Below are 21265 nucleotides of genomic sequence, written 5' to 3'. Positions count from 1 at the left end.
TTTAGGTTGATTAAGTGACGTTGAATCTACTTCTTCAAAAACTGCCGTATGAAGGAGCGGGAGGAGCGAGTAAGGGCACGAGAAACCGCAGCGATTTGTAGAGCAGAATTTGCTCTTCACATAAACGTAGTCGTCTAAGTTGAAGAGCAATATTGTTCTTGATGATCAACTATATACTTAAGTAAATAACTGTGTCGCACAATAGATCAGAGCTGCTGCTAAGCTCATATTGATGACTTTTCCATATCTCTGGAATTGCGATTGAAGTAGCTTTCCTGCAACGGCCCAAACTACGTTGCTAAGAAGTGCGATCAAAGCAAGAATGAGGCTAGTCGCTAAGATCCAGTAGATATTCTGAGTGTGGGGCAGTACGAACGTAGAAATAGAGGTAATTCCATAAAGAATGATTTTCACATTAACGAACTGCAAACCGAAACCTGTTAAGAAACTGATACCTTTAGAATTATCCGATGAAGTTTTGATCTCACTCGTAGCAAGCCCCCAAGCCAACCAAACAATATAAGCTGCTCCAATCCATGTTAGCCAAGGTGTAATCACGGGCAAGAGGCTGATCATGTTATACGTGAAAGCGCCACAAAGTAGCATCAAAACAACATAGCCACAAAACATCCCCGAAATCACTTTTGTTGAGCGTTTTAGTCCATATTGCGTCGCGATGCTGAGCGATAAAATGTTGTTTGGCCCTGGTGTAAATGAAGTAATGATTACGTAAGTAAAAAATGCGGTGTAGATCGCGGTCATCTCTATCTCTCCTGTTTTTACTGCACTATACTTCGCTACAATTGATTAAAAAATTGAATAAATTAAAACTTAGACTTTTAATTTATTGAACTGTTGGTTGTGGAGTCTAGTCATGAATCTAAAACGCTTTCTTACTTTTAAAGCTATTGTTGAAGAAGGATCGTTTCTAAAAGCGTCACAGAAGCTTTATTGCACGCAATCAACCGTCACCTTTCAAATCAAGCAGTTGGAACAAGATCTGTCTCTGCAGCTGTTCGAAAAAATAGGGCGTAAGATGGCTTTGACTCAAGCAGGAGAAAAGATACTGCCTTACGTCTATGAACTGGCGCGAGTGATGGAAAATATTGAGGGAACAGCACAGCAAGAAAACTCGGAGCCGACCGGTGAATTGAAAGTGCTGATTGCTGAGACTCAACTTGCTTATAAGATGGCTAATGTTTTAAAAGAGTTCAGGATCAGAGCGCCCAATGTCAGACTCTCTCTGCAATCACAAAATTGCTATCAGATTCGAGATGAGTTGATAGCGGATAAAGCTGATTTAGGTGTGTTTTATCGAGTAGGTAATGACGATACGCTCAAGGTCCACGAGTTTGAGCACGAGCCACTGGTATTGGTTGCTTCACCGCTTTTAAAAGGGCTAGATTTAAAGAAGAGAGAGCAACATATTGATTTAGGGTTTATAAGCAATGGCCCTAAGTGCCTTTTTCGACAGATGTTTGAGAGCATTATTCAAGAGCGTGATATTAGCATCGACAACATGATCGAACTTAGCAGTATTAATACGATCAAAAATTGCGTTGAGAGTAATATTGGTATCTCTTACTTACCTCGTTTTACGGTTGAAAAAGAGTTGCAAGAGGGCAGTTTACAAGAGCTTGAGTTCACCGAATTTTCACAGATGATCAAGCCACTCTGCGCTTATCATGCTGGGAAGTGTGTGACGCCGGCGATGGAAGTCTTTATTGATTGTATGCGTAACGAGTATGAACGGCTTTCTACTCAGAGTCGGTGATCTTTAATATGTTCTATCTGATATAGTTTCGTTTTTACTCCTTTTTATTTTTTAAGTGGCTACTTCTAATTTATTGATTTTTATTACTTTGTTTTGAATCCGACTGTTGTGGGATGATAAATGGGATCTGATGTGAAGAGCTATTTATTGACGGAAAGAGATAAGATATAAAAACGACGGCGTGTGATAACTAGATTAGATTACATAATTAACAGTGTAATAAATGCCATTCTTTATGGATTATTTTCAACGAGACTTAATTGTTACGGTTCGTTATTATTAACTCGTTAACGCATCCATTGCTAGGAAGTTAACTTACGCATATTGTTTTTTCATCATTTGCAGCAAATATAATTTGCTGCTTTTTTTTAGCCAAAAAAGTTCAAAGCTTGAACTACAAGCTATGAACTTTTATTTATACTTAGTGGTTTTCTACTTTAATAAGTAAAACACCGTTAAAAAGTATCGCGTAACCTAGTAACTCTAAGCTTTCTTCGACCAAGTTTTTCACGTCTCTATTGTATGAGTTCCCCATAAACTCGACCCAAAAATCACCATACCCTGCAAAGCGTGAGAATAAGAAAACAATGAAAAAGCCAATCGTTAATGTCGTGAAGCTAGAATGAGAAATGAAAAGTTTGACCTCATTTTTTATGTTAACTATGTTATTAAAACAAAAATAACAGACCGAGACTATTATAATCCAAGCAGGGTACTTCCATGAACCGTGAGAGAAATACTGCTCTATGTGGTAGTCCATTTCTCTAACGAATATAACCATAAAAAATGAAGACATTATTACTAATATGTGTTTGAGTTCAAGATACTCCTTAGATTTATACAAACACATTAACGATGAAAAAAGCACAAATGCTATTTGAGTCATTTCTATAAGAGAGTTCTCCGATGTGCTTTTGTCCATTTTTACGCTAAAATAAATCGTTGCTAACGTATAAATAACCAAAAAAATAAGATAAGATATTTTATATACTAACAAACTAGTGACCGAGGTGTGTTTTTCTTTAATATACATCGTAACTTGTATAGGTGATGGATTTGTTAGTATTATAAATCAAGAATTTTTTATATTTAGTGAATTAAGCGCCATTTAGAATGGAACTTAATTCACCTAACATTAAACTTCGATGGATCTTAAACATTTCTGTTTTAAATTATTGATTTTATTTGATTTTCTGTTAATTTTGATTAAATAGAATCAACTAGCTTTTATTGAAATGCTTTTCCCATATTGGTGGTATGCCAACTTCTTCTTGAACGATATCAATGAATGCCCTAACCAATGGTGATTGCTGACGGTGTGAGTACATGGCATAAATATCACCAAAATCTTGAGTTTCATATTCTGGTAAAAGTTGAACTAAATTAGAAGACTCTAGGTTGTTAGGAAGCATAAATTGACCTATAAGTGCAGCGCCCAGACCTGACTTTACGCTTTCAATTATTAGCTCAGCTTCATTTACCATGTATGACCCTGATATTGGGTATGTATCTAAACCATCTGATTTTGCTTTGTCGTAGAATTTAAGTTTATCGACAATAAAATTACCATTTGAATAAATAATAAAAGGTAGCTTAACTAACTCATCAGGCGTTTCTGGGTTACCATGTTTTTCAATTAAATTTCGAGAAGCAATGATTGCAGTCGTATTTTTTGCTAATTTTCTTGCTACCATTGATGAATCCCTCATAGGTCCGATTCGAAAAGCAATATCAAAATTACTTCTAATCACGTCTACATGAAGATCATCTAGCATTAGTTCAACACTTGCTTTTGGGTACTTATGTAAAAACTTCTCTATCGAAGGTTGTAGATAGAGTTTTCCAAATAATGTTGAGCTTGAAATTCGTACTTTCCCTGAAGGCTCAGTCTGAAAGTTCTCCGCTATTTGTTGAGTATCATCAAGGAGTTGAGATATTTGGTCTGCTTTTTCAACTATTTGCTTGCCGACTTGTGTTAATGAAAGAGAGCGAGTTGTTCTGTTTAATAGCCTAACGCCTAAGTGCTCTTCTAACTGCTTGATGTGTTTAGATAAAACAGAGCGGTCGATATTCATCCCATCTGCTGCTTTTGCAAAAGATCCAGCTTTAGAGACTTCTAAAAGCAGGTGTAGTTTATTTGCTAAATCCACAATGTTTATCCAAGTTAGATATTAGCGTATTAGTTTCATGTATAACTGCTGCTCTGTCTAGAAATTATTAATATACTTAATAACCAAAAGAAAAGGGAGCAATAGCTCCCTTTAGTATGAATTTAAATGAGTATTTATATTATGGTTATAGTGTTTGACGTTTTTTGTTTCGACTCACTAACATGTAAAAAACAGGTGTGAGTAGTAATCCAAATACCGTTACGCCTACCATACCCGAGAATACGGCAATACCCATTGCTTGTCGCATTTCCGCTCCGGCCCCTGTACCAATCATTAATGGAATAACACCAGCGGTAAATGCAATTGATGTCATTAGAATCGGTCGAAGACGTAAACGACATGCTTCCAAAATCGCTGATAAGGTATCTTGGCCATTGTCTTTAAGTTCTTTAGCGAACTCCACCATCAAGATGGCATTTTTACACGCTAGAGCCACAAGGACAATCAAAGCAATTTGTGTGAATATATTGTTGTCACCACCAATGAACCAAACACCTGCTAGTGCAGAAAAAATGGTCATAGGAACGATCAAAATGATAGCGAATGGCAGTTTTAAACTCTCGTACTGCGAAGCTAACACCATGAAAACTAACAAAACAACAAGTGGGAATATATACACCATCGTGTTACCAGCCAAAATCTGCTGGTAGGTTACATCAGTCCATTCATAAACCATTCCCTCTGCTAGGTTTTGATCCAGTACTTCCTCAATAGCCGTTTGGGCTTGGTCAGAGCTGTAACCAAAAGCAGGACTGCCGTTTAGTTCTGCACTAGGGTAGCCGTTATAGTGCATCACGCGGTCAGGCCCAATCGTGGGTATGATCTCCAGTACAGCGCCGAGAGGAACCATTTTTCCGGCAGCATTTCTTACTTTGTAATTAAGTATTTGGTCAGGTTCGAGACGATAGTTCATGTCTGCCTGGGCATTCACTTTGTATGTTCTACCAAACATATTGAAGTCATTGACGTATAATGATCCTAAATAAACTTGAAGCGCATCAAAAACCTGCTCTAGAGGAACACCTTGCAGCATCGCTTGTTCACGATCTATTTGGATGTCCATCTGCGGCACTTGTATACGAAATGTGGAATATAATCCCATCAGCTCGGGTCTTGTTGATGCCTCACTTATTACCAAGTTCAATTGCTTGAAGAGCTCATCAAACCCCTTGTTCGCACGGTCTTCGATTTGAAGTTTAAAGCCGCCAGTAGAGCCAAGTCCTTGGATTGGTGGTGGTGGAAAAATCGCAACGAAGGCTTCATCAATGATTGAAAAGCTCTTATTCAAAGATGCAACAATCGCATTTGCTCCGAGAGTTGGATCATTTCGTTTATCGAAGTCCTCAAGCGTAACAAAAACGATGCCACTATTCGGACTGTTAGTAAAACCATTGACCGATAAGCCTGGGAAAGAAATGGTTTGTGCTACGCCAGGTGTTGCCAGCGCGAGGTTTTCCATTTCTTTAATAACGGACTCTGTTCTATCTAAACTTGCTGCATCTGGAAGTTGGGCGATCGCAACTAAATACTGCTTATCTTGTTGAGGAATGAATCCTCCAGGAACCGCTTTGAATAGAGAAACCGTTCCCCCGAGTAAAGCAATGTATACCACCACAACAACAAGGCTAAAACGAATCAGCTTCTTGACCAGAGCTTGATATTGGTTCGAGCTATACTCAAAAATTCTATTGAATGGCGCAAAAACATACTTACCAAAAACCGCATCCAAGAGTTTGGTTAGCCGATCGGGTTTTGCGTTCTTATCTTGTAATAGCAGTGCTGATAAAGCAGGCGATAACGTCAACGAGTTAATTGCTGAAATAATCGTCGAGATCGTAATTGTTAGTGCGAACTGCTTATAAAACTGACCGGATAACCCTGTAATAAAGGTTGTCGGGATAAACACCGCACATAACACTAATGCAATTGCAATAATTGGCCCGGTAACTTCGGTCATTGCTTGTTTCGTTGCTTCTAGTGGTGCAAGACCATTATGGATGTTCCGTTCCACGTTTTCGACGACGACAATGGCGTCATCGACGACGATGCCTATGGCGAGAACAAGTCCAAACAACGAAAGTGTGTTAATCGATACTCCGAGCATTTGCATTACAGCGAACGTACCGATTAATGAAACAGGCACCGCAATGATAGGGATGATAGACGCGCGCCATGTTTGCAAAAACAGAATAACTACGACAACAACAAGTACAATTGCCTCTAGCAGAGTATGAACCACCGCGTCTATCGAACCACGAACAAAGACGGTCGGGTCGTAGGCTATTTCATATGAAACTCCAGTTGGAAAGGCTGCTTGTAAACGGTCCATGGTTGAACGAACCTGATTAGATAGCTCAATAGCATTAGCACCAGGGCGTTGGAATACGGGCATCGCCACCGCTGGTTTACCATTTAACAAGGCGCGCAGTGCATAAGAGTTTTGACCTAGCTCTACGCGTGCAACGTCTTTAAGACGCGTCAAAGCCCCTGTTTCGTCAACTTTTACTACGATGTCGTTGAATTCATCAATATTCTCCAAGCGGCCCTTTACGTTCAACAAAACTTGGAATTGGTTTTCATTAGCGGTTGGTTGCGCACCTAATGAGCCTGCTACCACCTGTTGGTTTTGAGATCGGACGGCGGAGACAACGTCCATTACGGTTAGATTTCTAGAAGCGAGCTCATCTGGATTTAACCACAAGCGCATTGAGTACTCATCACCACCGAAAAGGCGCACATCACCAACGCCTCCGAGCCGAGCTATCTCATCTTTCAAGTTTAAATTAGCGTAGTTAGCTAAATAACTGACTTCACGGCTAGAATCTGGAGAATATATATGCACAACCATAGTGAGATCAGGAGAGGCTTTTTCGGCAACAACTCCTAACCGTTGGACGGCTTCTGGTAATCGGGGCAAAGCTGTAGTGACGCGGTTTTGAATTTGAACCTGAGCTTTGTCCAAGTCCGTACCTAAAGCAAAGGTTACGGTCAATGTCATTCTGCCGTCACTGGTTGCCTGCGAAAACATATATAACATGTTCTCTGTACCATTAATTTCTTGCTCCAGAGGCGTAGCAACTGTTTCTGCGATTACTTTTGGGTTCGCACCAGGATAGTTTGCTGTAACTACCACTGTAGGAGGGACAACCTCTGGATATTCACTCACAGGCAACTGTAAAAGTGAAATTGCGCCTACTATTAATATCAATAGCGATAACATAGAGGCAAATATGGGTCTTTGAATAAAAAAGTGTGCAAATTTCATTCGGTTGTCTTCTTAGTCTTGAGCTAAACGTTTGTTTGGCAACGATGTTGAGTTTGAAGCCATAATCAATGAAGTATTGCTAATATCTAGCGTGACATTTTTTGGTGTGACTTTGCTATTTGGGCCAACTTTTGCTGGGCCATTTACCGCAATAATTGAGTCGGCGTTCAAGCCATTCTCGATAGCACGAAATGTTCCGTAACGTTCGCCTAAGGTTACGATGCTGTATTGCAACGTATTCTCTTCATTGAGTGTTAATACAAAGCGGTTTTCTAGATCTGTGCCAATAGAACGCTCTGGAACGAGAACTCGTTCAACTGGTTTGGTTGTTGATATCTGAACTCGGCCAAACGATCCCACTTTTAAGTTTGATTTTGTTGCATCGAATACCGCTCGAACCTGCAAAGTACCGGTGTTTTCGTTGATGGAGTTGTCGACAAAGTCAACGCGTCCAAAAAACTCCTGCCCATTTTGTCCAGATAGTTCAAGACGAGTAGGTAAGTTAGAGTCGGCATTGATTGTCGAGAAGTAACGGTTCCAAGTTCGCTCATCGACATCAAAGTATGCATATACCTGATCGTTAGAGACAATGTTTGATATAACGCTTTGATTTGCGTTTACATTGTTTCCTTTAGTAATGAATGCTCTTGAAATAGTGCCGCTAATAGGGGCATATATCTTCGTAAACTCAAGATCTAACTTTGCGGATTCTAACTGAGCACGCAAAGCCATTAGTTCTGCAGAGCGTTGCTTTACTGCGGTATCTCGGGCCTCTGCTTGTTCCGCTGAGATGGCTTTTCGCTTAACCAGTTGAGCGGCTCTCTTTTGTTCGTTTGCTGCTTGCTCTAGCGCAGCTCGAGCACTCTTAACTTGCGCTTCAAGTCGTGAGACCTGAGCTTTGAAGGTTCGATCATCAAGAGTGACGAGTAAGTCGCCTTTGTTGACACTCTGTCCGTCTTTGAACTCTACCGTTTCAATAACTCCGGAAACGCGTGGCATTAAAGAAACTTTCTCTGGTGCTTGAAGCCTTGTTGTAAAGGTGAACCACGATTGAACGGGCTCATAGATGACTTTGGAGACGTCTATCGTAGGTAAGGGAGTATTAGGTTGTTTGGTTATCTCTTCGTCTGCACAAGCAGCTAAAACGGATAAAAGGCCAATGCCGAAAACTTTCTTTAACATTTGTCGCGCCCTAAATGATTCTGTTCATACTAAAAGGAACGGCATTGTATTCATTGTACCTATGGGTAAATAGGCCCTCAGCGAACATAGAGTAGTGATAAAAATGCACGATTAAATATTGGTCAAAATGCTCACTTTTTGGTTTGAAAAAGGTCAGTTTAGGGTTTTAAAGACGTGGAGTATTATTAAATGTAATAAGCGATAATAGATAGGAATAACTAAACAGAAGCTAAAGATAGCGACGAAAATTAAAGTGTTTTTAATTCGTGCATTATTTGCAATTCACTGATGCAATTTGAACCATAAAAAATTGAAATTAATTTTGTAAAATCCATTTCCCATCACATAAAGAATAAAAACTAAATAAGGAATTGTGCAGTGGATCTCGCAAGCCAACTTGAATTACTACTGGATGTCTCTGAATACGGAACTTTTGCTAAGGCTGCTGACAGAAATCATATAGATCGTTCAGCTTTGTCAAAACAGATCAAAAAGCTAGAGGATGAATTGGGCTTACGGCTGTTAAACCGTTCCACGCGTTCGCTATCCCTGACCAATGCAGGTGTTGAGATGGTGGCGCAAGCCAAGAAAGTAAGAGAGGTTCTAACCGAAACTCGTAGTATTGCTGCTACATTTCAGGATGAACCGAAGGGTAACTTGAAAATATCAAGCTCCACTTTCTTTGGCAGAGCATACTTAAATCAGGCAGTTAAAGAGTTTATAAAACAGTACCCAAACATTACTGTAGAGCTGCTGCTCGATGATAATCGAGTCGATGTTATCCACGAAGGTTTTGACGTTGTGTTTCGTATCGGACCAATCCGAGAGTCCAATATGATAGTACGTAAGTTGGCAAGTAATAATATGGCACTGGTTGCATCGAAGAGTTTTATTGACAAGTATGGAACCCCGAGCTCTCCAGAAGAGCTTATAAAAATGCCAGCAGTAATATACTCGAATGCTAACTTTAAGGCGGATAAGCTACGTATAGCGCCAAGCCAGTCATCAAGCGACGTTAGAACGTATAATATCAATGGGCAGTACTTCGTGAATGAAACTGAATTAATGCTCGATGCCGTAAAATCTGATCTAGGGTATGCTTTAATTGGGCAGTTCTTTCTTCAGGAGAGTTTGAGTAAACAAGATCTTGTACAGTTGCTTCCTGATTATAATCTTCCCGCAATAGGGGAAATATATGCAATGTATACTCACCGAAATCAACAACCATTAGCCAAACTGTTCATTGATACTGTTCAAAAAATAATAGGAACGCCTCCTGTTTGGATGGATTATCTCGACTAATATGAGTATTAGGACATAATGTTTTAGATTGAGGGCTTGTTTATATTTATCCATAGAATATGGTTGAATTTGCACTTTAAAAATAATTGCCACTGTTCATAATTTCACTCGATTCAAACAACACAAGTAGTGGTAATTAAATGAAAATGACAAGAACGTCGATCGCAATCGCAGCACTTTTCTCTGCAAGTGCTGCAAATTCAGCCGTAGTTTATGAAGATCAAGAATCAGTGTTAAATATTCATGGCCGAGCGCAAGGGATGTATTATTTCTCTGATGATAAAAATGCTGACGGAGATAATAGCTACATTCGTGTAGGACTTTCAGGTGAGTCTAAAATAAATGAAGATCTTTATGCCTTCGGCTTATATGAGTTGGAATTTAAGTCTAATCGCAGAGATGCTGATGGGATTGAAGATGATGAATTTGATATCCGAAAAGGCTATGTAGGAGTTGGTGCAGATTACGGAACAGTAAGTTATGGACGTCAATACGGTGCGGTCACTTTAGTATCTGACTACACGGATATTTTCCCGGAGTTTGGTAATGAAGCTGCTGGCGTAAGTGCGGATCTATATGGTACCGGTCGCTCCGATTCAGTATTTAAGCTAACAACAAGCTATGAAGGTTTGAATATTCATGTTAGCTATCAGGCTGAAAACGATGAAGTGTCAACAGATGCAGCCTCTTATGGTGCGGCGGCGGACTACAAGTTGCCATATGGCTTCAAAGTTGCGCTTGGTTACAACGAAGGTGAAGGGCAATCGGGTGCAGAAGATGCAGAGCTGCTAACGGGTGCTATTGCATTTGAATACGACAAGTTTTATGCCTCTGTTTTATACAGTGATGGTGAAAACTGGGCTAAAGATGGTTCTGAAAGTAATATTGATTACACCGGTATTGAAGCAGTTGCCACTTATGAAATAACAGATAAGCTTTGGGCACTTGTTGGCTATAACAATCTAGAGCGTGATGATGAAGACGTCGTCGATTACTACTCACTAGGTGCAGAGTACGATTTGACTTCTAATTTTAAAGCACTAGCAGAATACAGAATTACAGATGTAGACAATGAAGACGATATTCTTGCAATAGCTGCGAGATATTCATTCTAAAAAATTAATAAATATAAAAAGCCTGAAACTATTTTCAGGCTTTTTTATTTATCGGTGTAATTTTATAAGTGCTGATTTTCATCCATATATAATGGATTATATTGATCGTTACTTGTTAAAGTGTTTTGGATATAATTGTTTTGTTAGCTAGTCCACTGCTAGTTTTCATTTTCATATTTTTTGAATGATGATTTTTTCTTTGGCAACAAGAAGTATCTTGTTGCCTTTTTTTATTTTTACGTCTTATGGTTAATTAAAACAAAAATAGTTTTTTATATATTGCTATAAACGAGAAAAATATAACGACAATTGTCAATCTTAGGTTGAGTTAATCTTCATAAAAAAGTGAACTCAATTTCAAGGGTCTTTTTCATTTAAGTGATGTGGAATCCATATGGCGAACCAAGTGAATGATAAAGCGCCAAACGACGAAATGTATCTCAATGAAGATTGGAAAAATTATTTTTATGTAAACGATAGAGGTAGGGATTGATACTGTTTATGTAAGGAGAGAGCGATTTATGAAAAGCAGTCGTTTCAATGTGATTAGACACCTTTACTTTCCTAAAATAGGAAGGGCTCTAAGAAAGTAAAGGTGCAGATGATTTTTTAGTTTTTACCGCCGTCACTTGTTCTGAAGTGATAATCGAAGTTTATGATTGCACGATATTTAACTTCATCACGGTTAAGTGCGTATTCTTCAACTCTCACCTTACTATCATCGATTGCAATATCACGAGGGAAACCGCTTCCAATGATGTTTAGACGATTTCTAAGTTCATGTTTTGATAGCGTTTGGTATTCATCGACAAGATCAAACGCAGAGCTATAAGCGGCATCTTTTGTCGTAAAGTCATTGAGAACAACTTTGTTTGTAGAGTGTTCGACATGAATACCAGCAGTAGCAGATAAACTGAATAATAATAGTGATGAGAGCGTCATTAGTTTTTTCATATAGTCACCTTTTTATTTGTATTACAAAGTCAAGATGTCCAACGAATCCTTGTTAATATCTCTCGACAAAGGTGATAGTGCCATTATAGAAATGTGCTGTACATCACATTTGTGACCATTGACTATGGAAGAATTGTCAACAATAAAACTCAAGCACTTTTGACATTACGGTCAATGTGAAAAAGCGAATATCTGTATGGTTTCGTTAATAATTAAACCACTCTCGGAAACGCTGACTATTCAGTTAAAGCGTATGTTTCTTGTCGTTATAGTGACCTGCCTACAACTTAATCACTTAATGCATGCAATTCAATTGCAATGGCTTGGTATAGATTTTCATTCAGATCTTCCAGCGTAGTAACGATCCTACAAATTCTGGTGATTAAAAAGTCATTATTTGTGGTTTTTTATTCTATTGTCGTGTATAAAAAAACTTTACAACAAATGATAAAGGAATATCCATGAAAAAGTTATTGTGTTTTGCTGCACTGGGGTTAGCTGTTTCGACGACGGTTCATGCAGACCCAATTTTAGACGACATCAAAAGTACAGGGGAGCTAAAAGTCTGCTTTGATTCTGGGTATATGCCTTTTGAAATGACAGCAAAAAATGGGCAGTACATCGGGTTTGATATCGATTTGGGTAAGCAAATGGCGCGTGCCATGGATGTTAAGTTTGTGCCGGTAAACACTTCATGGGATGGCATTATCCCAACACTGTTGACTGGTAAGTGTCACATGATTATGGGCGGGATGACTATCACACCTATGCGAAATACTCAGGTGAATTTCGCTGATCCCTATGTGGTTATTGGTCAATCCATTCTCGTAGATCTCAAACATGAAGGTAAAGTGTCTAGTTACCGAGATCTCAATAGTCCAGAATATGTTGTTGCAACTAAGCTTGGGACAACGGGTGAGCAAGCGGTAAAACGATACCTTCCGAAAGCTAAGATAAATCTATACGAAACTCAGTCTGAAGCGGTACTTGAGGTTGCCAACGGAAAGGTAGATGCGTTTGTTTATGACTTTCCTTACAACTCTATTTATGTGGCGGAAAACAAAGGGCAGTTAATGCACTTGGCTAAACCGTTTACTTACGAGCCTTTGGGTTGGGCTGTGCCGCAAGGAAATCCAGATACGCTCAACTTCTTAAACAACTATTTACGTCAAATTAAGGGCGATGGAACTTACGATCGCATTTACGATAAGTGGTTTAACGACGATAAATGGTTAAAGCAAGTCAAGTAATCATATTGTTATTGTAGAGGAGCGGTTAGCTTCTGGCTTGGTTCATCGCCAACCAAACGGTTCGCGCTGTGAAGCTAACGCTTTTCTTTATTCAAATACCCAACCAACTTTAATCAAAGTCATTCTCGGAATCACATGCAAAATAACTTTAAATCCCTATTGTGGAACGCTGTTTTTGTTCTTGTTTTGCTATCAATTTGCGGTCTTGTCTATCTGTCAGGTAAGCGAATCGATTACAGCTGGAATTGGGAGCGTGTCCTTCCTTATATTGCCACTAACGCTGCTTCATCCATTACCGCGCCTGTCGATGGGAACATCATTCTCGACGAGAATAACCAACTGGCTCTGGAGAGTATTCATGGTGATATTGTTCTTGAACTAAGCCAATATAAGTCTGTCGACGTCTATGAAGGTGATCTTATTTTTGAAGGAGATACCTTAGCAACTATAAAAGAGTGGCGCTCTGGCCCAATTTTAGATGGTGTTGTGACGACCATTAAAATCTCACTCTGGTCACTTATCATTGCTCTAGCGTTGGGCTTAGTTGTCGGACTAATGCGTATATCCAGCAATCCGGCATTAAAAAAGCTGGCGCTTGTGTATGTCGAGGTTATTCGTGGAACGCCTCTTTTAGTACAGATTTTTATCGTTTACTTCTTTATTGGTACTGTGCTTGACCTTGAGCGTTTTACTGCGGGAGTGATAGCGCTCTCCGTGTTTACCGCCGCTTACGTCGCAGAAATTGTGCGGTCAGGAATCCAGTCAATCCCAAGAGGACAAATGGAAGCGGCGCGTTCACTAGGAATGAATTATCCCAAAGCGATGATTTATGTCATTTTACCTCAAGCGTTTAAGCAGACATTACCTCCCTTAGCCGGGCAGTTTATCAACCTGATAAAAGATTCCTCACTTGTCTCCGTGATTTCGATTACTGATCTGACAAAAGCGGGCAGGGAAGTCGTAAGTGGTAGTTTTGCCCCATTTGAAGTTTGGTTTACCGTAGCGGCCCTTTATTTGCTTCTGACTAGTACCTTATCTTGGGCAATACAAACGTTAGAAAAGAAATTGGCAGCAAGTGATTAATGGTGGAGTCATTAATGGAATACATTATTTCAGCAAAAACAATTAATAAAATTTACCCTAATGGCTGCCATGCGCTCAAGGACGTATCGGTAAATGTAGAAAAAGGGGAAGTGATTGTCATCGTAGGACCGTCAGGTTCTGGTAAGTCAACATTCTTACGGACGATCAATCAATTAGAGACAATAAATAGTGGGTCTATTATCGTAGATGGTATCGATATGTACCACAAATCTACGGATATCAATAAACTACGCGCTGATGTGGGCATGGTATTTCAAGGCTTCAACCTTTTTCCACATAAAACGGCGATAGAGAACGTCATGTTAGCACCTTTAAAGGTTTCTAAACGTGACCCTGAATCGGTGAAGAAAGAAGCAAAAGATTTGCTTTATAAAGTCGGTCTGTCGGAGAGAATGGATAATTATCCTAATCACTTATCAGGCGGACAGCAGCAGCGCGTCGCAATCGCTCGTGCGTTAGCAATGAAGCCCAACATTATGTTGTTTGATGAACCCACATCAGCACTAGACCCTGAAATGGTTGGAGAAGTTCTTGATGTGATGAAAGATTTGGCCAAGGACGGAATGACCATGGTAGTGGTTACTCATGAAATGGGTTTCGCAAAAGAGGTCGCTGATAGGGTGTTGTTTATGGAAGATGGTGAGCTTTTGGTTTCTGACTCTCCTGAGCGATTTTTTGATAACCCCACCAACCCTAGATTGCAGAAGTTTTTATCTAAAGTCTTATAATAAAAAGAAAATTTGATTGAGGGCGAGTCCCTCAATCACTTCATGCACTATTGTGGCTCGTAACGCTCGCCTCGCCGAGAGACATAGATAATGGGCTTTTTACTCGAAGTTAATGGCGATAACATTAGCTTGGTCCGAATGAAAGGTCTGGTAAATACTAGAGTGTTTAATCAGCCATTAAGTCTTTGTTCACTTTAAACATAACAATTTCATTTTGAATTGATAAAAATTGTGTTTGAATAGAGTTTATGGATGTTTGGCGGTATGGATGTCTAAATGAAGAAAGTAACAATTTTAGATGGTGGCATGGGGCGAGAGTTAGAACGTATTGGCGCCCCTTTTTCTCAGCCGCTTTGGAGTGCACAAGCGCTAATTGAATCACCACAATATGTAAAAATGGCACATGAGAATTTCATAGACGCTGGCGCAGAGATTATCACTGTCAACAGTTATGCATGTGTTCCATTTCACTTAGGCGAGGAACTCTATGCAAAACGGGGGACTGAGTTAGCAAAATCTGCAGCTAAAATTGCCAGAGATGTAGTCACCAGCTCTAACGATAGAGTGCTCGTTGCGGGTTCTCTTCCTCCTGTAATGGGGTCTTACAGGCCTGAATTATTCGAGCCGAAAAGGGCACTGGAAGTGGCTTCTGAGTTATTTGAAGCTCAAGATCAATATGTTGATATTTGGTTAGCTGAGACCGTGTCTAGCCTCGCTGAAGTTGAAGTTCTATCAATAATTTTAGCCAAAACAGATAAGCCCAATTATCTTGCTTTCACCTTAATGGATGAGCCTAACTCTTTGCCTCGCCTTCGCTCAGGGGAATCTCTTAAAGTCGCGGTTAATACGCTGTTGAAAACAAATGTTTCAGGTATCTTTTTCAATTGCTCTATTCCTGAAGTTGTCGAGCAAGCGATCATAGATACACAAGCAGTATTGAGTGAGTCAGGTAGAGAATTGACGATAGGTGTTTTCGCAAATAGCTTTGCTCCGATAAAGCAAGCGCACCAAGCCAACGAGACCATTCAGGAAGTTCGTCATTTCTCTCCGACTGAATATCTTGAGTATGCTAAAAAGTGGCATGCGCAGGGAGCAAGCATTATTGGTGGTTGCTGTGGGATTGAACCACGTCATATTAAATTGCTAGCGACTTGGAGAGACACTCTCGAAAACGCCTAATTTTGGTGAAGCGCAGGGAAGTATGGCAAGAGGTTTTGTTTTTCATTCATCGTTATAGACAAAATAAAGGTCTTTCATATCTGGCAAAGTAACAAGATGCTTTAACTTGCTCATTACTTTGCCAGTTTGCCTCGAGATCTTTATTAATTATTTTTGGTTCAGATTAACGACAATCTTTCCAACTGTTCTCTGATTTCGCATGTCCAAGAGTGCGTTACCTACATCTTCTAAGCCGATGATCTTCAGTTTCGGTACTTCCAATTCTCCATTTTCTAATAGCTCAGACACTTCCTTTCCGGCATTAACGATACTTGCAAACCCTCTCTCGCCAAAGACATGACCAGAGCCCAAACTTATTTGATGGAAGCCCAAGCCTTTTAAGAAGGCATCTGGATATTGAGAAGGGTCGACAGTCTTGACGAGCTCCACCATTTCGCCCTCAAAGGTTAACACCGAGGCTGCAATTCGGTCGTTATCACCGCCTACACAATCGAGTGCAACCTCAACGCCATGATTTCCGGTAATGTCCATTACTCGCTTAATTACATCTTCATGATGATAATCAATCATATGGGTTGCTCCTAACGAGGACAAATATGCGTGATTAGCTTCTGAACTAGTAGCAATGATCTGTTCAACACCAAATGTCTTTGCTAACTGAATAGCAAAGCTTCCAACGCCGCCAGCACCTCCGGCGATAAAAATGCTGCTTCGATTTGAAATATCGAGCTTGTCTACCAAAGCGCGATATGCGGTCCAGGCTGCGCAAGGTGTGGATGCTGCCACTTCAACCGGAACCTGAGGGTGCTTTATGAGCGTTCTTGAATCATGGATAGCAAATTCAGCGAATCCACCGTGATGGCGCCTCATGTTGCCGTGATACAACACTTTATCGCCAACCTTCCAATCAACGACCGCATCGCCTACAGAGACTATTTCTCCTGATACGTCTAACCCGCCAACAAAATTGTTATCCATGTTAGTGACCATGTCTGACCAATAATGAATTTTTGCATCGACAGGGTTCAAACCAACAGCGTTAACTTTAACCAATACATCAAATTGGGTTTCTAGTTTTGGTGTAGGTAATTCGGATAAAGAGAAAGTATCGTTATCTCGTTGGTAAGTTATCGCTCTCATAGGTTTTCCTTATTATTAAGAATGGTCGAAAGTCATACTAACTCAGAGGGTGTTGCTGCAATAATTATGGTTTTTTCTTATTTTGATAATTTTAGGTTATGTTTGATAAAAAGGAATCGAGATGCTCTGAAATTATCATCGACAACCAGTCTGCATAGCTAACGACATGTAACTTTATGATAAGTAATGACTAGTTTTATTATTCCATTTTTATGGAAATATTCTGTTGATTTTTTGTTTTGTGATTCTATAATTCCAGAAATATCGAAATAAAGGCTTATCTATCAGGTAAGCTCGTTAGCGAAAAATGACTAGGAGAGTAAATGTGAATACAGAAATTATAACTATGGCTAAAGAAGCGCTGGATATGTTTGCGTTTCTAGCAACCGAACTTATCATCTTATTTCTGGCAATTAGCTACATTGTCGGTGTGTTGCAAGATTTTCTAACGCCAGAAAAAATTCAATCTATTCTCAGCTCGAAAAAGGGTAAAGGTTACTTCATTGCTGCGTTGCTAGGTTCGATTACGCCTTTCTGTTCGTGTTCGACCATTCCTTTCTTAAAAGGCTTGTTGCGTGCAAGAGCAGGTTTTGGACCTATGATGGTGTTCCTATTTGCAAGCCCGTTGCTTAACCCAGTGATTATTGGCTTGTTTGTGGTGACTTTTGGTTGGAAAGTTGCGGTATTTTACTTTGCTATCGCGATGTCAGTATCAGTGGTAGCAGGCTATGTACTTGAAAAACTAGGGTTTGAACGTTACGTCAAACCAGAAGCATATCAAGCGGTAGGTTCTTCTTCGTGCGGTACTTCTTGTGGCGATTCAAGCAAGAAAAAAGAAGAAGCGAGACCAGCATCAATCTGTGGTACCAGCGCCTGCAATGAACCTACGCCAGTTGCGGCGAAAACATCTTGCTGTGGTGATGCACCAAAACCTGAACCTAAAGTGGAAGTGTCTTGCTGCTCATCAGACGGTAGTGCAACAGCGACAGTCGTGGAAGAGAAAGAACCTAGCCGCTGGGTACGTATTTGGCAATCAACTTGGAAAGACTTTAAGCAAGTGTTCCCTTATCTCATGATGGGCATTGCGATTGGTTCATTTATCTATGGCTTCATCCCGACGGAGTTCATTGCGGAGTTCGCTGGTGAAGCGAAGTGGTACGCGATTCCGGTCGCAGCAATCATTGGTATTCCATTGTACATCCGTGCAGAGGCGGTCATTCCACTTAGCGCGGCACTAGTACAAAAAGGTATGGCTCTTGGATCTGTTATGGCGCTTATTATTGGTAGTGCTGGCGCAAGTCTTACAGAAGTGATTTTGTTGAAATCAATTTTTAAGAACCAAATGATCGCTGCCTTCCTAATCGTTATCTTAACGATGGCCATGGGAGCGGGTTACTTATATAGCTGGGCTTTTTTATAAAAATAACCCTCGGGCGATTGCTCGAGGGCTCTGTTTTTGTTGCCATATAGGGAAAGGGAAGTTTCCTATACCGCGCAGGCTATAAAAAGATAAAGAGGTTACTCGTAAATACTATAGGAGAAATACTTGCTGGCGATGGTTTTATGCTTACCGCTCTGGATCAATTTTTGTATTCCGCTATCGAGTAATGCTTTTAATTCTTTGTCTTGTTTTCTCACTGCTACGCCAATGCCACGGCCGAACCACTTTTCCTCTGTAAACGCTGGTCCAGTAAAGTGATAGCCTTTACCTTGTGCAGTTTCAAGAAAACCAGCACTTAAACCGATTGAGCCGCCAAATACAGCATCTAACCGTCCATTGAGTAGATCGGTAAATGCCTCATCGAACGTACCATAACGACGAATATCAATATCTGGATACAAGGCAGAAAGGTACTTATCACCAATTGTGGCTCTTTGAACTCCAATAGATAAACGATTTAGGCTGCCATCATCCATATTGATTTCTCTATCATTTTTCATTACAAAACGAGTCGGTACTTTTGCATAAGGGACGGTGAAATCGACTTTCTTTTCTCGTTCTTCTGTGATTGTCATTGCAGCAATAATCGCATCGTTCTTGCGACTAAGGAGAGAAGGGATGATGCCATCCCAATCCATTTTTGAGATAACGCACTTTACTTCTAACTCTTTGCATAACGCGTTAGCGAGGTCGACTTCAAACCCTTCTAGCTTTCCCTCTTTTGTCGTCCAGCTAAATGGAGGGTAAGCCCCTTCAACAGTGAAGCGAATTTGTTTCCACTCTTTCGCATGGCTGAAAACTGAAAATAAGCTAATAAACAATACGACTATCCATTTCATAAATGTTTCCTTGTAACTATTTGGAAACCAATGTTTAACACAAAGTAAGCAAATATCAATGAAAGTGCATATATGTGTGACCTTTCGCCCGCATTGTGTGAGCGAAAGGTTTTACGTGTATTACAGCTTATCTTCAATAGTTACGAGGGGAACTCTCGTTGAGACAGCGTGAAGTGCAATGTTGTGAATCATTTCATCGACCGTGGTACAGCTATCCATTAAGATCGAAACATCATACTTGTCCGCAGATTTTGAGATAGCAGTATGTGTGACGCAGTTTTGTGTCATCATTCCGCATACAAGTAACTCTGTTACATTTTTGCTTGCCAATACTTCTTCTAAACGTGTTCCTTCAAAGCTATCTGCGAAGTGCTTTACCACGATTTCGGAATTCGGCGCTAAAGCAAGAACTTCTGGGTGAATATTGGCACCGTCGCTGCCTTCATTGAAGAATGGGGCAATACCCATGGCAGGATCGGCAATATGCTGAATATGAATCACAGGAATGTTTTGCTCATTGGCTTTAGTTATTGCTCTCTTAACATTGTCTAAAGTTGATTCTGTATTCCATAAAGGAAACTTTCCTTCTGGGAAATAGTCGTTTTGCAAATCAATTACAAGTAGGGCTTTTTGAGTCATTTTCTTTTCCTTTTATTGAGGATCATTGCGGTACGAATAATATAAAGACTTTTAGCCACCTTCTTTAGAGTCTAAAATGACACAAAAGAGTCAAAAAGCGACACTTGAAGATAAATGAAAATAGCACTCGTTAATTACCCAGATAGCTCGCAAGCCTCCGTATATGGTTTAAGCGAACTCTTCGAGATGGCAAACCGTGCGGCGGCTAAATTGGGCGTTGATGTGCACTTTGAAGTAGAGATATTGGAGCACTGGTCAAACACGCACTTCGATGTGAAAACAGCGGTAATGATTCCGCCTAGCGGCACTGGTCAATATTACTTAGAACCAGAGCCAGAGCTACTCGACTGGTTAAATGTCCAATATAGTAAAGGTGCGATTTTAGCCTCCGCCTGCGCTGGTACTTTTATTCTTGCTCAAACCCAGTTGTTGACCAATAAGTCTTGTACAACACACTGGGGCTTGGCTCCTTCATTAGCGAGTCAGTTTCCCGATATCCACGTAAGACAAGAAGCCATCCTTATTAACGAAGGAACGATCATTACGGCTGGGGGTATGATGTCATGGGTGGATTTAGGCTTGGAATTGGTTTCCTTATTTGCGTCACCGGCAGTAATGCGCCTGTTAGGAAAAATGTTGGTTATTGATACTGGTCCGAGAGAGCAACGCTTTTATCAACAGTTTACCCCAAACTTCCAACATGGTGATGAGGTAATTGTTCAACTACAGCACTATATAAACGATCATTATCAAGGAAAACTGAGCAATAAAGAGCTTGCAGAGTTGAGTTGTTTAACAGAAAGGACATTGCAGCGACGCTTTAAAAAGGCGACAGGTTTCAATGTTAACCAATACATACAAAGCTTAAGAGTCCAAAAAGCTTGTGATTTACTTGAGTCGACAACCCTAACATTTGACGCAATATCATTTAGAGTGGGTTACCAAGATGTGAGCGCGTTCAGGAAAATATTTAATAGGATCGTAGGTTTAACACCAAAGTCGTTCAGATCTCGGTTCTGTTCATAAACGCCAGAAGTAAGATAATGTTGGTATTAAACATTTATAAACACCGCATATTTTTACAAGCTGGCTTAGCGTGATGAAAAGGGATAACAAGCTAAGCCAACCGTAGCGATCTTCTAAGTATTGAGAACTTTTTAGGATGCTTAAAGTGTTCTTAAA

At 40.1% G+C, this 21265-nt stretch carries 17 protein-coding genes; 9 read left to right on the top strand and 8 right to left on the bottom strand.

Annotated features, from left to right (window positions below; all coding sequences use genetic code 11):
* Nucleotides 1-177: 177 nt before the first annotated feature.
* Nucleotides 178-762: a cysteine/O-acetylserine transporter gene (gene eamB, locus R7F07_RS17065; RefSeq protein ID WP_171343287.1), complete on the bottom strand. Its 585-nt coding sequence runs from the start codon at nucleotides 760-762 to the stop codon at nucleotides 178-180.
* Between the two features lie 112 nt (nucleotides 763-874).
* On the opposite strand from eamB, the gene R7F07_RS17060 reads away from it, so the two are divergent.
* Complete coding sequence (locus R7F07_RS17060; RefSeq protein ID WP_171343288.1) at nucleotides 875-1774, top strand: LysR family transcriptional regulator; 900 nt, start codon at nucleotides 875-877, stop codon at nucleotides 1772-1774.
* 1220 nt (nucleotides 1775-2994) lie between these two features.
* Here R7F07_RS17060 and R7F07_RS17055 read toward each other — a convergent pair.
* The 3 genes from R7F07_RS17055 to R7F07_RS17045 all read right to left on the bottom strand — a co-directional run bounded on the left by R7F07_RS17055 (nucleotide 2995) and on the right by R7F07_RS17045 (nucleotide 8392).
* Complete coding sequence (locus tag R7F07_RS17055) at nucleotides 2995-3924, bottom strand: LysR family transcriptional regulator (RefSeq protein ID WP_005377305.1); 930 nt, start codon at nucleotides 3922-3924, stop codon at nucleotides 2995-2997.
* Nucleotides 3925-4069: 145 nt separating this feature from the next.
* On the bottom strand, nucleotides 4070-7210 hold the full coding sequence (locus R7F07_RS17050) for a multidrug efflux RND transporter permease subunit (protein WP_318110542.1): 3141 nt from the start codon (nucleotides 7208-7210) through the stop codon (nucleotides 4070-4072).
* A 12-nt stretch (nucleotides 7211-7222) separates the two neighbouring features.
* The gene (locus R7F07_RS17045) at nucleotides 7223-8392 is read right to left on the bottom strand and encodes an efflux RND transporter periplasmic adaptor subunit (RefSeq protein ID WP_053304410.1); all 1170 of its coding nucleotides are present in this window, start codon (nucleotides 8390-8392) and stop codon (nucleotides 7223-7225) included.
* A gap of 378 nt (nucleotides 8393-8770) precedes the next feature.
* Between R7F07_RS17045 and R7F07_RS17040 the strand changes: the two genes are divergently transcribed.
* Nucleotides 8771-9694, top strand: coding sequence for a LysR family transcriptional regulator (locus tag R7F07_RS17040; RefSeq protein ID WP_017821684.1), 924 nt, complete (start codon nucleotides 8771-8773; stop codon nucleotides 9692-9694).
* A 140-nt stretch (nucleotides 9695-9834) separates the two neighbouring features.
* Nucleotides 9835-10809 carry a porin gene (locus tag R7F07_RS17035; protein WP_017634771.1) on the top strand — a complete coding sequence of 325 codons (975 nt, stop codon included), beginning with the start codon at nucleotides 9835-9837 and terminating at the stop codon, nucleotides 10807-10809.
* 609 nt (nucleotides 10810-11418) lie between these two features.
* On the opposite strand, the gene R7F07_RS17030 is transcribed toward R7F07_RS17035, so the two are convergent.
* Entirely contained in the window at nucleotides 11419-11763 is a 345-nt protein-coding gene (locus R7F07_RS17030; protein WP_005377323.1) for a DUF3316 domain-containing protein, read from the bottom strand.
* A 461-nt stretch (nucleotides 11764-12224) separates the two neighbouring features.
* On the opposite strand from R7F07_RS17030, the gene R7F07_RS17025 reads away from it, so the two are divergent.
* The 4 genes from R7F07_RS17025 (at nucleotide 12225) to R7F07_RS17010 (ending at nucleotide 16024) form a co-directional block, all read left to right on the top strand.
* Entirely contained in the window at nucleotides 12225-13013 is a 789-nt protein-coding gene (locus tag R7F07_RS17025) for a transporter substrate-binding domain-containing protein (protein ID WP_054579515.1), read from the top strand.
* Between the two features lie 135 nt (nucleotides 13014-13148).
* Complete coding sequence (locus tag R7F07_RS17020; RefSeq protein WP_005377325.1) at nucleotides 13149-14096, top strand: amino acid ABC transporter permease; 948 nt, start codon at nucleotides 13149-13151, stop codon at nucleotides 14094-14096.
* A gap of 14 nt (nucleotides 14097-14110) precedes the next feature.
* A complete protein-coding gene (locus R7F07_RS17015) occupies nucleotides 14111-14845 on the top strand; it encodes an amino acid ABC transporter ATP-binding protein (RefSeq protein ID WP_170893395.1) in 735 nt (244 codons plus the stop codon).
* A gap of 276 nt (nucleotides 14846-15121) precedes the next feature.
* Complete coding sequence (locus tag R7F07_RS17010; RefSeq protein WP_171343388.1) at nucleotides 15122-16024, top strand: homocysteine S-methyltransferase family protein; 903 nt, start codon at nucleotides 15122-15124, stop codon at nucleotides 16022-16024.
* Between the two features lie 147 nt (nucleotides 16025-16171).
* On the opposite strand, the gene R7F07_RS17005 is transcribed toward R7F07_RS17010, so the two are convergent.
* Nucleotides 16172-17164, bottom strand: coding sequence for a zinc-binding dehydrogenase (locus tag R7F07_RS17005; RefSeq protein WP_171343389.1), 993 nt, complete (start codon nucleotides 17162-17164; stop codon nucleotides 16172-16174).
* 346 nt (nucleotides 17165-17510) lie between these two features.
* On the opposite strand from R7F07_RS17005, the gene R7F07_RS17000 reads away from it, so the two are divergent.
* Complete coding sequence (locus R7F07_RS17000; protein ID WP_250154655.1) at nucleotides 17511-18584, top strand: permease; 1074 nt, start codon at nucleotides 17511-17513, stop codon at nucleotides 18582-18584.
* Between the two features lie 98 nt (nucleotides 18585-18682).
* Here R7F07_RS17000 and R7F07_RS16995 read toward each other — a convergent pair whose 3' ends face one another.
* Both R7F07_RS16995 and R7F07_RS16990 read right to left on the bottom strand, forming a co-directional pair.
* Complete coding sequence (locus R7F07_RS16995; RefSeq protein ID WP_086046774.1) at nucleotides 18683-19444, bottom strand: transporter substrate-binding domain-containing protein; 762 nt, start codon at nucleotides 19442-19444, stop codon at nucleotides 18683-18685.
* A 120-nt stretch (nucleotides 19445-19564) separates the two neighbouring features.
* Nucleotides 19565-20083 (bottom strand): cysteine hydrolase family protein, encoded by a 519-nt coding sequence (locus R7F07_RS16990; protein ID WP_005377333.1) that lies wholly within the window; start codon nucleotides 20081-20083, stop codon nucleotides 19565-19567.
* Between the two features lie 114 nt (nucleotides 20084-20197).
* Here R7F07_RS16990 and R7F07_RS16985 point away from each other — a divergent pair, with 114 nt between their 5' ends.
* Nucleotides 20198-21109, top strand: coding sequence for a GlxA family transcriptional regulator (locus tag R7F07_RS16985; protein ID WP_171343391.1), 912 nt, complete (start codon nucleotides 20198-20200; stop codon nucleotides 21107-21109).
* Nucleotides 21110-21265 lie beyond the last annotated feature (156 nt).

This window comes from Vibrio sp. YT-16 (genome assembly GCF_033337405.1).
GTDB classification, from domain to species: Bacteria; Pseudomonadota; Gammaproteobacteria; order Enterobacterales; family Vibrionaceae; genus Vibrio; species Vibrio alginolyticus.
The sequence above is the reverse complement of the archived record's forward strand: the minus strand, read 5'-3'. Positions and strand labels throughout refer to the sequence as shown.